At 48.1% G+C, this 13,268-nt stretch carries 11 protein-coding genes; 7 read left to right on the forward strand and 4 right to left on the reverse strand.

All coding sequences use genetic code 11. From position 1 onward, the window contains the following. Positions 1-178 precede the first annotated feature (178 nt). The 4 genes from BSQ33_RS13255 to BSQ33_RS13270 are packed head-to-tail and all read left to right on the forward strand — an operon-like array spanning position 179 to position 3,174. On the forward strand, positions 179-694 hold the full coding sequence (locus BSQ33_RS13255; RefSeq protein WP_088134283.1) for a GspH/FimT family pseudopilin: 516 nt from the start codon (positions 179-181) through the stop codon (positions 692-694). Further along, the gene (locus BSQ33_RS13260; protein WP_021020905.1) at positions 688-1,344 is read left to right on the forward strand and encodes a PulJ/GspJ family protein; all 657 of its coding nucleotides are present in this window, start codon (positions 688-690) and stop codon (positions 1,342-1,344) included. The genes BSQ33_RS13255 and BSQ33_RS13260 overlap by 7 nt, the downstream gene beginning before the upstream one ends. Continuing rightward, a complete protein-coding gene (locus BSQ33_RS13265) occupies positions 1,341-2,648 on the forward strand; it encodes a hypothetical protein (RefSeq protein WP_088134284.1) in 1,308 nt (435 codons plus the stop codon). The genes BSQ33_RS13260 and BSQ33_RS13265 overlap by 4 nt, the downstream gene beginning before the upstream one ends. After that, on the forward strand, positions 2,638-3,174 hold the full coding sequence (locus BSQ33_RS13270; RefSeq protein ID WP_088134285.1) for a type IV pilus modification PilV family protein: 537 nt from the start codon (positions 2,638-2,640) through the stop codon (positions 3,172-3,174). Before BSQ33_RS13265 ends, BSQ33_RS13270 begins: the two co-directional genes overlap by 11 nt. Here BSQ33_RS13270 and fghA read toward each other — a convergent pair. Together fghA and BSQ33_RS13280 are read right to left on the reverse strand one after the other, a co-directional pair. Continuing rightward, a complete protein-coding gene (gene fghA / locus BSQ33_RS13275) occupies positions 3,171-4,022 on the reverse strand; it encodes an S-formylglutathione hydrolase (RefSeq protein ID WP_021020908.1) in 852 nt (283 codons plus the stop codon). The two genes, BSQ33_RS13270 and fghA, sit on opposite strands and share 4 nt — an antisense overlap. Positions 4,023-4,081: 59 nt before the next feature. Next, positions 4,082-5,215: an S-(hydroxymethyl)glutathione dehydrogenase/class III alcohol dehydrogenase gene (locus tag BSQ33_RS13280; RefSeq protein WP_021020909.1), complete on the reverse strand. Its 1,134-nt coding sequence runs from the start codon at positions 5,213-5,215 to the stop codon at positions 4,082-4,084. A 133-nt stretch (positions 5,216-5,348) separates the two neighbouring features. On the opposite strand from BSQ33_RS13280, the gene BSQ33_RS13285 reads away from it, so the two are divergent. Together BSQ33_RS13285 and tadA are read left to right on the forward strand one after the other, a co-directional pair. Continuing rightward, positions 5,349-6,236 carry a LysR family transcriptional regulator gene (locus BSQ33_RS13285; RefSeq protein ID WP_021020910.1) on the forward strand — a complete coding sequence of 296 codons (888 nt, stop codon included), beginning with the start codon at positions 5,349-5,351 and terminating at the stop codon, positions 6,234-6,236. A gap of 75 nt (positions 6,237-6,311) precedes the next feature. Further along, complete coding sequence (gene tadA / locus BSQ33_RS13290) at positions 6,312-6,842, forward strand: tRNA adenosine(34) deaminase TadA (protein ID WP_088134286.1); 531 nt, start codon at positions 6,312-6,314, stop codon at positions 6,840-6,842. A 228-nt stretch (positions 6,843-7,070) separates the two neighbouring features. Here the strand turns inward: tadA and BSQ33_RS22120 are convergent, their stop codons facing one another. Together BSQ33_RS22120 and mltF are read right to left on the reverse strand one after the other, a co-directional pair. Continuing rightward, positions 7,071-7,202: a hypothetical protein gene (locus BSQ33_RS22120; RefSeq protein ID WP_021020912.1), complete on the reverse strand. Its 132-nt coding sequence runs from the start codon at positions 7,200-7,202 to the stop codon at positions 7,071-7,073. A 189-nt stretch (positions 7,203-7,391) separates the two neighbouring features. Further along, positions 7,392-8,960: a membrane-bound lytic murein transglycosylase MltF gene (mltF, locus tag BSQ33_RS13295; RefSeq protein ID WP_088134287.1), complete on the reverse strand. Its 1,569-nt coding sequence runs from the start codon at positions 8,958-8,960 to the stop codon at positions 7,392-7,394. Between the two features lie 296 nt (positions 8,961-9,256). On the opposite strand from mltF, the gene purL reads away from it, so the two are divergent. Continuing rightward, positions 9,257-13,153: a phosphoribosylformylglycinamidine synthase gene (gene purL, locus BSQ33_RS13300; protein WP_088134288.1), complete on the forward strand. Its 3,897-nt coding sequence runs from the start codon at positions 9,257-9,259 to the stop codon at positions 13,151-13,153. Positions 13,154-13,268 lie beyond the last annotated feature (115 nt).

Raw genomic sequence — 13,268 nt, forward strand, 5'->3', positions numbered from 1 at the left:
TGTCTGTCATATCTCTGGATGATCAACTTTGGCGGGGAGTTCAAGCTGTGGATGTAATTATGATGTTTATCATGTGGTTATTTCGTTGATGTCACTGCGAGATGTTGGCTTGGGGGGCAGAAGAACCGTTTTATTTTTTTATCATAGGGGGAAATGACATTAACCGATTGGAAAAAATATGCGCACAGGATTTTCCCTGCTTGAATTAGTTGTGGTGATCGCATTACTAAGCCTTTCCCTGTTGCTGGTTGTCCCTCAATTCTCTCAACAAATGGACAAGGAACAGTTAAAAACAGCGGTCAGTGATGTTCAGGCATTCATATTACAAGCAAGGTCACTGGCAATCACTCACCATCAAAACTTGTGGTTACATCTGACCTTTCCATCATCTGCCACAGATAATGACGCCTCTCCGGGGTGGCAGTTACGGGTGAGTACTGCGGAAGACCGCTCGGAAGGTCAGCGTTTACTCACGCTATCCGGACAACGCTACCGGAAGATTCTGGTTCGTTCCGGATTCCCGCAAAACCGGTTATTTATCGATGGTCACTCCGGCAAATTAGGTAATGGCAGCATCACGTTCTCGGCCCGCAACACACCGGAACGACAAATCAAAGTGATCACTTCTTACGGCGCGGGACGAGTGCGTCACTGTAGCGTTGGTACTGCAATATATGGTTATCCGGCATGTTAGTGAAAACAGTGCGTATCTATCATGCGCAGCGAGGAATGACGTTGTTAGAAGTCCTACTGGCCAGTGTCATCAGCAGTGTGTTAATCCTTATGATGAGTCGGCTGATTGTCACTGAACTTCGGGTGACGGAACATTTGAGTCGCAAAATTCAGTTACATCAACAGTTGCGGTCATCGCTGGCATTAATCAAGCGAAACCTGTTGATGGCCGGGTTTGATGCTTCAGCTCATATACCTATATTTCTGCAAGGGAGTCAGACGCTTAGTGATGTCCGAAACGGAACTCAAGTCGGATATGTGTATCAGGGAAGTTCAACCGCTCAGAATGATTTCCACCATGTTGTCTATCAACTGACAGCAAATCAATTAGGAGAGTCAGCCTTACGGCTGTGTGAGAAACAGCATGACCGTCGACTCACATTTGAACAAGCGGCATCTTCCGGTGAATCAGGACCATGCTTCTCGCTGTTTGATACGGATTGGATTCGTGTCGATGCGTTTCAGGTTCGTTACCAACCCCTCCAATCAAGCGCAGGGACGTTGATCAATACCGGGTGGATCGCAATCCATCTGAAACTATCTTTGGTGCAAGATCCGTCGATTCATGAATCTGCTGATTTGGCATTTTTACAGCGGCATTGGTCGTTATGAAGTGGTGCTGTCTTCGTCGTACATCGATTCGGCAACAGGGGGCTGCAACATTGTTGCTGACGACACTGATGATGAGTCTGATGCTGTTCGTGGTGGGACGCTCTGCATTGCTCAGTCGTTATCAATTGGCTGAAGTTCAGCATGAAATCGAACGTCGTCAGTCTTTCTGGCTGGCTGAAGGTGAGCTTGAATGCCTGTGGACACAGGCTCGTTCACACCATGCTGGAGAGACCTTACCTTCGGCGTGTCAGCAGATTGAGCATCAAATCAAGTTGGTCTCTCCGCAGAATCAACAACTGACCGCGACGGTCGGGACAACAACCCTACAAAAGCGCTATCGTCTGCCTTTGCCGGACTCTGCCGGTGCTGTGAAGACGAGTAGTCGTTTGATCTTGATGAAGCAAGCCTCGTTTGCGCCAGCGCTTGCTCGTTTAAATACTGAGGGACGTTGGCAATGTATCGCTTTACGCTATAAATATGATTTTCATGCACCGTCGGTCACCACCTATCATCCAGCGCAGTTACCTTATCAGTTATATTCGGGGTTGGCGGGAGATTCAGAACAATGTGCCGGGACATATCACTCAGTGGGTTTGTCGGCCAAAAATGCGAAATCTGACTATCAGCACACGCCCGGTTTGTCGCCTTTTCGGGATCTGTTTGGTATTGCAGTGCAAGATTGGTTTCAAGTGATGTCAAATCCTCAGGTCGGGCGAATTCCCCAATCCCTGAATGAAACTGTTAATGGTCAAATACGTTACCAGCGTGCAGTTGAATTACCCCTCAGTCAGTTTAATCCTGAATGTGGCGCTCAAATCGAAGATCTGATCTGGCATGGGAAAATGATTATCTGGGTCTATGGTGGCTGTGTATTGTCTGATCCGGATGTTCAACGGATCAATATTGCGATTCAGACAAAATTTTCTCAGCAGGGAATTATTGTACTGATTCAGGATGGATTAGTCGGAATTGAAAGTCATCACGCGCTACAGGGCATGCTCTATCAATTTATTTCACCACATCATGCGAACATGGCATTTCAGGGGTGGGGTGACACGACATTACAGGCAGCACTCACCGAGTCTTTGGCGCAAGCCCCGCAAGCGGATATATCGCCTGAGCAAGTGAGTTATTTCCAACTCGGCTCTTTCTATCCGGCGGCTGGTCTCGTGCTGGATGCTGATAGACGTTTTGCGGTGATTCAAGGACGCATTGATTTTCATTATCGACGCGATCTATTGATGAAGCCGCTCAGCCTGATTCGTCCGGCTCAGTGGCGTGGGGAAAGCTGGTATGAACCGTAGCGAGATTAACCGACATGTGCAACGTGGCTGTTGCGGGAAGTGCCGTGGGAATTCTTTACTCGAAGTCATGATTGCTCTGGTGATATTGAGCATCGGTATACTGAGTGTGGGGCAGTTACAACGGCTGACGATGTTTCAGACCCGGGAGATGTTTCAGCGGACACAAGCGTTGGATCTTGCCAGCTCAACCTTGGAATGTCTACGCACGCATGGCTCGGCAAAGACAAATCGTTCATATATAAATCGTTCAAAGACGGATAGTGTGGTGAACCATTTGATTGGGGGCGGTTCGATTGACTTTGAGCAGCTCAAAACCCGTCAGGATTGTGATTCCCAGGATGATTTTTGTATTGAGATACAGGTTAGCGCACCCCTATTTCACGGTGATCTGAAGCCGGTTCGTGTGGTTGTGAGTTGGCAGGGGCAACAGGGGAAAACGCATCAAGTTGCGCTTTCCACCATGATTTCACGATTCAATGAATTTGAATTGCTGCAAAAGCCATCACGAAAGGTCAACAGCCCCTAAGAGCGCAGCCCCTGCAGATGTTGTGCATGAAATTGTAAATGTGACTCAATGAAGCTTTGAATAAAATAATAGCTGTGATCATAACCGGGGTGAGACTGATAAGTCAGTTCGCACTGTTGGTGATCGGCCACTTCGAGTAAATCCCAAGGTTTCAGTTGCTCTTCCAAAAATGGGTCCATTTCACCTTGATCAATGAGTATCGGTACCGGACACGCTTTTTGTCTTAGCAGTTCAGTTGCATCATAGGCTTGCCACTGTGTCTGATCGTCGCCCAAGTAAGCTTTCAGTGCTTTTTGTCCCCAAGGGCAGGCGACAGGATGACAAATCGGGCTGAAGGCTGAAATCGAACGATAGCGCTCAGGATTTTTGATGCCGATTGTCAGAGCACCGTGACCGCCCATACTGTGGCCTGAAATCGAACGCTCAGCGGTCACCGGAAAGTTTTTCTCGATGAGTGAGGGCAGCTCATTCACAACATAATCGTACATATGGTAATGCTGATTCCAAGGCGCTTGGGTCGCGTTGAGGTAGAATCCGGCGCCAAGTCCCAGATCATACTCTCCTTGTGGGTCATCCGGTACGCCGGCTCCTCTCGGGCTGGTATCCGGTGCTACTATCGCAATACCGAGAGCGGCTGCTTTCTGGAATGCCCCTGCTTTCTGCATGAAATTCTCATCTGAGCAGGTCAGGCCGGATAACCAGTAAAGTACGGGAACCGGGTGGCTGTCACTGGCGTCTGGCGGCAGATAAATCGCAAAACGCATCGTACAGTTGAGTTTATCTGAAGGGTGGGTGTACTGTTTATGCCATCCACCAAATACTTTTGCCTGGCTGATTTGTTCTAACATGTGTCAGACTCCTTTTTCCTGTCTCCGGTTCGCGCGGAACCAGAGACAGGCGCATAAAATTATGATTTGAAGTGAACCACAGAACGAATACTTTCACCGGAATGCATCAAATCAAATGCATCGTTAATGGCTTCCAACGACATGGTATGCGTGATGAACTCTTGCAGACCAAATTCACCGGCAAGATATTGTTCAACGATACCGGGCAGTTGTGAGCGACCTTTAACACCGCCAAATGCACTACCGCGCCATACTCGGCCGGTTACCAGTTGGAACGGACGTGTTGAGATCTCTTGTCCTGCACCCGCGACACCGATGATCACCGATTCGCCCCATCCTTTATGACAACATTCCAGCGCCTGACGCATGACATTGACATTACCGATACATTCGAACGAGAAGTCCACACCACCATCAGTCATTTCAACAATCACTTCCTGAATGGGTTTGTCGAATTTCTGGGGGTTGATACATTCAGTTGCGCCCAGTTGCTGAGCCAAATCAAATTTACTTTCGTTAATATCGATACCGATAATTCGGCTGGCACCGACCATCTTTGCCCCGATAACCGCAGATAAACCTATCCCGCCTAAGCCGAAAATAGCGACAGTGTCACCTTTTTGAACTTTGGCTGTATTCATCACTGCACCCATACCAGTGGTTACACCACATCCCAGCAGACAAACCTCTTCCAGTGGGGCAGCTTTGTTGACTTTAGCCAGTGAGATCTCCGGTAAGACGGTATATTCAGAGAATGTCGAACATCCCATGTAGTGATAGATTGGCTGACCGTCTTTATAGAAACGAGTCGTTCCATCGGGCATGAGCCCTTTACCCTGAGTTTCGCGAACCGCCTGACACAGGTTCGTTTTACCTGAAGTACAGAACTTACATTCGCCACACTCTGCGGTATAGAGTGGGATGACGTGGTCACCGACTTCAACGCTGGTCACGCCTTCGCCAACCATTTCAACAATCCCCCCGCCTTCATGACCAAGAATCGATGGGAATATCCCTTCTGGATCTTCACCGGACAGTGTGAATGCATCTGTATGACAGACACCGGTTGCCACGATACGAACCAAAACCTCACCGGCTTTCGGGTACATGACATCGACTTCTTCAATGCTGAGTGGCTGATTGGGTCCCCAAGCAACGGCAGCTTTGGATTTTATAAATTTCTGCTCTGACATCTTCTTCCTTTCCTGTCTATAAGGTGATCGGGATCGTGTGATAAATCACGGTGAAACTGAGTATAGTTCTTTTCTTATATTTTATAATCGGGTAAAAAAGAGAATAACTTTTACAAAATAGTAATAATAAGCCATGGCCATATGGGATGGTGTCAGCGAGTTTGTCGCCGTTGCTGAGACGGAAAGCTTTACTCGCGCGGCACAGAAATTAACCACATCGGTGGCAAATGTTAGTCGTCGAGTTGCTGCATTAGAAGAACGTCTGGCAATTAAGTTGTTGCTGCGCACTACACGAAAAGTGTCATTGACGGAAGCCGGACAGGTCTATTATCAACAGTGTAAACAGTTGGTAGAAGGTCTGGAACATGCCGAGCGTACTGTGACCCAGATGCAGCAGATGCCTATTGGGCGGCTGAAAGTGACGGCACCAGTGACTTACGGAGAGCAGAAAATAGCGCCATTGTTGCATGATTTTTTACAACTGTATCCGAAATTGGAGTTGGAACTGGTACTGACCAACCGACAATTGGACCTAATTGAAAACGGCGTTGATTTGGCGATCCGACTTGGGCAACTGCATGATTCCAGTTTTGTCGTCAGGAAGTTAAGCCCCCGACGGTTGCATGTTTGTGCAGCACCGGCATATCTGGCGCAGTATGGTGAACCGTATACGTTATCCGAATTAGCGAAACATCAGTGTCTGGTCGGTACCAATGATCACTGGCGTTTCAAGGATCATCATCATGCGCGCTCACTGGGAATTCGTGGACGAATCCGCTGTAACAGTGGCGTGGTATTGCTTGATGCGGCCTTAAAAGGGATGGGGCTTGCTCAGTTACCGGATTACTATGTCGAACCTTATCTCGCAAGCGGCCAACTGGTGGAAGTATTGACGCGTTATCGGGATGATCGGGAAGGTGTCTGGGCGTTGTATCCTCAAAACCGGCATATATCACCGAAAGTTCGTTTGTTATCTGACTATCTCTATGAGTCGCTCTCAGAAAAGGCGGGGCTCCGATGATATCAACGCGAAACAACGCGCAACGATTCAGGGTATAATGCGATGAAAGATAAGCAGCAAAGAGACAGGGGACTCATGCAGGCGCAACATTTTTCTGCTGATGATGAACGGTTTATGCGTCGGGCGATACAACTGGCACATCAAGCGGAGTTGGAAGGGGAAGTTCCGGTCGGGGCCGTATTGGTCAAAGACGATCAGATTATCGCTGAGGGCTGGAATCGGTCTATCACCACCCATGATGCGACAGCTCATGCGGAAATTCAGGTTTTGCGCAAAGCCGGACAAGTGTTGGAAAATTATCGGCTGGTGGATTCGACGTTGTATGTCACGCTGGAGCCTTGTCCCATGTGTGCCGGTGCGCTATTACACAGTCGAGTCAAACGGATTGTTTTTGGTGCACCAGACTTGAAAGCCGGCGCAGCAGGCACCGTGATAAACTTGTTTGAGAGTGATGCCGCCTACCATTATGCACAGATTGAACAAGGGTTACTCGAAGCGGCGTGTCGGGAACAATTGCAATCCTTTTTTCGGCGTCGGCGTCAGGAAATTAAAGACCTCAAGCGTCAGCAACGGGAGCGTGATCAATCTGATGAGAAGCCTGTCTGAGCGGTCAGGTCAGTCAATGATGTAGATTCGGATTGTTTATCGGTGCATAAAGCCAAATGACAAAAGCAAAATTGAAGGTGTGACCAGTGCTGGTCTCGGATGCGTTTAAATCATGGTCAGTGTTTGGGGCGGGTGCTGTCTCCTTCTTTTGATTTGGAGAAGGAGACGTCTGTGGTTACTGGATATTCCCATCGTGGGATAGTGATTCAGACTGGTGAGTGGATTCACTCATACAGTCTGGTGTGTAAAAGCCCGATGGCGGGCAAAAATTTTCTTTTTATTGTTGGCTAGTTTACGTTTGCGGTGAATCGCTGCTGTTGTCCGCCATAGATGCTTAGACTGTGTTCGTTTTTTCAGCATGGATTAACCTCCTTTCAAAAATACCAATAAAATAGTCAGTACAATCTCCTCTTAATCGCCTTCAATCAGCGTTAAGAATCAGACAATTGTCTTTTACAGATGTATTATGACCGGAAGATGAACCCGACGAATGTCGGGTATCTCTAATATGTAAGGGTTTCCATAACAAAAATCAAGCGTTGAATTGCGTTATTGTGCTCCCGTCTCACGGGGATCAGCGTTTGTGGTCGTGTCTTCATCGGCATCCATATTTTCAGCCGAACCATCTTGCTCGATGGCTTCATTCGCATCAGGGATCATTGCCTGAATCACAGTTAGATCATCGATGTTGGTACTGTCGTCACTCTCTGGTGCCTTGGCGTTAATATGACCAATCATACTTTGATAATAGCGGCGGATATTTTCGACATAGACCAGCGCTTCATCGCCCCGGGCATAACCATAACGCGTCTGGCTGAAATAACGACGCTTTCTCAACAGAGGAAGGCGATCTTTAACTTCTCCCCAGGCATTTGGGTCTCCGCCTTGTTGTCTGGTCAGGTGACGTGCATCCATCATGTGTCCGTAGCCCATATTATAAGAGGCCAAAGCGAACCAGATTTTCTCATGTTCCGGTATTGAATCAGGGACTCGACTCACCATACGACGAAGATATCTGACGCCACCACGGATCGACTGTTCCGGATTGAGTCTGTTCGTGATCCCAACGGATTTGGCTGTCGTCAAGGTGAGCATCATCATGCCCCGAACACCGGTTGGCGATTTGGCTCTGGGGTTCCAGTGAGATTCCTGATAAGACAATGCAGCGATGAGGCGCCAGTCGAACTCATCGGCATATTTTTGGAATAGCGGAGCCCACTTCGGCAGTCTGCTGTCCAGTGCTCGGATAAACGCTCTGGTATCGACATAATCAAACGTCCCGATATGGCCGATATATTTTTCTTCCAGTGAAGCAATCGTACCGGCTTGTTTCTGATTACCGAAAAACTCAATCATTAGTGCATAGAGGCTCTCATCATCCGAACGACGGATAAACCAAGAGATAGGCTGATCATCGGTAATTTCAAATGCGGTGGCTAAGTCGGGATAGATCCGTTGTGCCAGTGAGATTTCAACCGAGTCCGCGATCGTGAACATCAAGTCCCCCTGAGAGACTTCTTTCAACAGGTCATGAACATCTGAATCCGCTTCTATCTGAAACTGGAACTGGGGATATTTCTTTTTGAGTCGCACCAGTGTTTGCTCAAAGTGAGAATCATCGACAACATTTAATACCTTGTCTTGTTCTGGTGTATTTAAGAGTTCTTGTTGTTTCTGAATCAGTTGCCCCATGTTGCGAGGATGCCATTGACCCTGACGGTAAACGATTTGCTGACTGACATAATAATAAGCAGGGCCGGGACGGAATTTTTGGATGCGTTGCGTATTTTGGATCTGACCGGCGGCAATGATATCGACTTCGCCTTTTTCCAGAGCAGGGAAAAGCGCAGCAACACGATAAACAGGTTTCATTTCCAGTTTGACCCCGAGGGACTTGGCAAATTCACGTGCCAGTTCATAATCCATACCCGATGGTCCTTCCGGCCCGATAAAATACGAGAGCTGATTGTTCAGGGTGCCGACACGTAACACCCCGCGCTCTCGAATCTGGTCGAGTTCACTTTTTGGTTTAGAGTCAATCTGACAGCCACTGAGTAGGGTTACTATGAATATAAAAGTGAGGAGGCTCTGGGTCTGACATCGGAATTTTCGGATCATGTACAACGTATCTCTTTTCATCATGATGCTTTTATATCAAAGCCCCACCGAATCGCAACTTTTAGATGTGTAAAATGGTAAATTATGTCGCTGGGAATGGTATGAAAGCGAGAGATTTCAAAATTCATAAAAAAAATGACGCAAACGGTTGCGTTTGGTGTTACATCACAAAAATAATTCCTTTATAATGCGCCGCACAATGTAGGTGAAATTGGTATGAATTCAACTTTTTTCAATTTAATTGTTTGAATTTATTCCAATACTACCTTAACCAACAGCAACAGAGACCTAAGCACATGAGAATTTTCCGTGGCTCCCCAGCGCTTTCTGAATTCCGAGTAAACAAACTTCTTGAACGGTGTCGTGAGCTGCGCTTACCCGTGACTGGTATTTACGCAGAATTCATGCACTTTGCTGATTTGACAGCCGATTTGGATCGTCAAGAAACAGAGAAGTTAGAAAAATTGCTGACTTATGGCCCAACCATTGAAGAGCATCAGCCAGAAGGGTTGTTGTTGCTGGTTACACCGCGTCCGGGCACCATTTCTCCCTGGTCATCGAAGTCGAGTGATATTGCACATAACTGCGGCCTTGATAAAGTTAAACGTTTGGAACGGGGAACGGCGTACTATATTGAGTCCTCAACACCATTGACTGAAGCGGAACAAACAGCGCTACAAGCATTACTCCATGATCGCATGATGGAAGTGGTCTTTACGGATTTGGCGTCGGCTGCCAGCCTGTTCCACAGTGCAACACCGGCAGAAGTCACAGCGGTTGATGTGATTGGCGGTGGACGCAAAGCATTGGAACAAGCCAACCTGACGCTTGGTCTGGCGCTGGCTGAAGATGAAATCGACTATCTGGTTGAGAACTTTACCAAACTGGGCCGGAATCCAAATGACATTGAACTGATGATGTTTGCACAAGCAAACTCAGAACATTGTCGTCACAAGATTTTTAATGCGGACTGGACAATAGACGGTGTTCAACAGGAAAAATCCCTGTTTAAGATGATTAAGAATACCTATGAAACGACCCCGGATCATGTGTTATCCGCATACAAAGATAATGCCGCGGTGATGACCGGTTCGAAGGTGGGACGTTTCTTCCCGGATCCTCAGACGCGTCAGTACAACTACCATACCGAAGATACCCATATTCTGATGAAGGTGGAAACCCATAACCACCCGACAGCAATTTCGCCATGGCCCGGTGCTTCAACTGGCAGTGGCGGTGAAATTCGTGATGAGGGTGCAACCGGTATTGGTGGCAAACCGAAAGCGGGTCTGGTTGGCTTTTCGGTTTCTAACCTGCGTATTCCTCATTTTGTACAACCATGGGAGACCGATTTCGGTAAACCGGGTCGTATTGTCAATGCGTTGGATATCATGATTGAAGGGCCTTTGGGCGGTGCGGCATTTAACAATGAATTCGGTCGTCCGAATCTGTTGGGATATTTCCGTACCTACGAAGAGAAAGTGACCTCTCATGCCGGAGAAGAAATTCGTGGTTATCATAAGCCGATCATGATTGCCGGTGGCATGGGGAATATTCGCGACGCACATATTCAGAAAAAAGAAATTCCGGTCGGTGCGAGCCTGATTGTGTTGGGTGGGCCCGCGATGAACATCGGTTTAGGCGGTGGTGCGGCATCTTCTATGGCATCTGGTCAGTCGGCTGAAGATCTGGATTTTGCTTCTGTTCAACGTGAAAACCCTGAAATGGAACGACGTTGTCAGGAAGTGATTGACCGTTGCTGGCAGTTGGGAGAAAACAACCCGATTGCATTTATTCATGATGTCGGTGCCGGTGGTATTTCGAATGCGTTGCCGGAGTTGGTCAATGACGGAGAGCGCGGTGGTAAATTCCAGTTGCGTGATGTGCCGAATGACGAGCCGGGGATGAGCCCGCTGGAAATCTGGTGTAATGAATCACAGGAGCGTTATGTTTTAGCGGTTGCGCCTGAACATATGGCAACCTTTGATGCAATCTGTCGTCGTGAGCGTGCCCCTTATGCGGTTGTCGGAACCGCGACGGAAGAGCGTCATTTGACACTGGAAGACTCACACTTTAACAACACACCGATTGATATGCCGATGGATATTCTGTTGGGTAAACCACCGAAAATGCATCGTGAAGCCACAACACAGAAAGTTCAAGGTTCCGCTTTGGATCGCAGTGGTATTGAGTTAAATGAAGCGGTTGAACGTGTCCTGCGCTTACCCGCAGTGGCTGAAAAAACGTTCCTGATTACCATTGGTGACCGTTCTGTTACCGGGATGGTGGCACGCGATCAGATGGTCGGTCCGTGGCAAATTCCGGTCGCCAACTGTGCAGTCACCACGGCAAGTTTTGATACCTATTGTGGTGAAGCGATGTCGATGGGTGAGCGTACACCTGTCGCGCTGCTCGACTTTGCTGCGTCAGCCCGTCTGGCGGTTGCTGAGTCGTTGACCAATATTGCGGCAACTGCGATTGGCGATCTGAAACACATTAAATTATCGGCCAACTGGATGTCTCCGGCTGGCCACCCGGGCGAAGATGCCGGATTGTATGAAGCGGTTAAAGCGGTCGGTGAAGAGTTATGTCCGGCCCTTGGTCTGACGATTCCGGTTGGTAAAGACTCGATGTCAATGAAGACCAAATGGGATGAAGCTGACGGTGAACAGAAAGAAGTGACGTCGCCATTGTCTCTGGTGATTACGGCTTTTGCCCGGGTTGAAGATGTTCGTAAGACGGTCACCCCCCAACTTCGCACGGATTTAGGGGAGACCCGACTGATTGCGATAGATTTGGGGAATGGTAAAAATCGCCTTGGCGCAACCGCATTAGCACAGGTATACAAGCAGCTTGGTGATCAACCGGCTGACGTTGATGATGCCATGCAACTAAAAGGCTTCTTTGAAGCCATGCAGGTATGTGTCCGCACCAACAAACTGCTGGCATACCATGATAAAGGCGATGGTGGTTTGTTGGTCACATTGGCTGAGATGGCGTTTGCCGGTCACTGTGGTGTGAATGTTGACATTGCTACACTGGGAGATGACGTTCTCTCTGTGCTGTTTAACGAAGAGTTGGGCGCGGTGGTTCAAGTACATGAGCATGATGTCGATGCAGTGCTGGACATACTGGCACAACAAGGTTTGCAAGATTGTACTCATGTGATCGGGACTGTCGAAGCTTCTGATCGGTTTGTTGTGACACATCAAGATCAAGTTGTTTATGAGCGTTCCAGAACTGAGCTCAGAACGATTTGGGCTGAGACCACTTATCAGATGCAGGCACTCCGTGATAATCCGGATTGTGCTCAGCAAGAATTTGCTGCGAAGAAAGATAATGCCGATCCGGGGCTGAATGTTCATCTGAGCTACGATATTCATGAAGACGTGGCTGCACCATTTGTCAATACCGGTGCCAGACCGAGAATGGCTGTGCTGCGTGAGCAGGGGGTCAATTCTCATGTTGAAATGGCCGCTGCTTTTGAACGGGCAGGGTTTGATGCGATTGATGTTCACATGAGTGATGTGTTGTCTGGTCGTATTACATTAGCGGAATATCAGGGATTGGTTGCTTGTGGTGGCTTCTCTTATGGGGATGTCTTAGGTGCTGGTGAAGGCTGGGCAAAATCGATTCTGTTCAATACGCAAGCCAGAGATATGTTTGAAGGGTTCTTTAACCGTCAAGATACCTTTGCGCTTGGGGTGTGTAACGGATGTCAGATGTTGTCCAACCTCAGAGATTTGATCCCGGGCGCTGATTTATGGCCGCGATTTGTCCGTAACGAGTCTGAGCGTTTTGAAGCCCGTTTCAGCTTGGTTGAGGTCCAGCCATCCGATTCGGTTTTCTTCAGTGATATGGCCGGCTCCCGGATGCCAATCGCGGTCTCTCATGGGGAAGGTCGGGTTGAAGTTCGCGATAACGCCCATTTGGCTGCGATTGAACAATCCGGAACGGTTGCAATTCGTTACGTCGATAATTATGGGCAAGCGACTCAGCAATATCCGAATAACCCGAATGGCTCTCCGAATGCCATTACCGGCCTGACAACCACTGATGGCCGTGTCACCATCATGATGCCTCACCCTGAGCGGGTTTTCCGCACCGTGGTGAACTCATGGCATCCTGATTCATGGGGTGAAAATGGTGCCTGGATGCGGATGTTCCAGAATGCGCGGAAAAATCTGGGCTAATTTCTGAGTCTATTCTGATAGAAATATGAGCGAGATCCCTTGTCAGTCGGCAAGGGATTTTTTGTTTATGTTATAAAATTGTTTCATTGGTGAGTGGTTTGCTCACTTTTTTTTA

The organism is Vibrio gazogenes (genome assembly GCF_002196515.1).
Classification (GTDB): Bacteria; Pseudomonadota; Gammaproteobacteria; order Enterobacterales; family Vibrionaceae; genus Vibrio; species Vibrio gazogenes_A.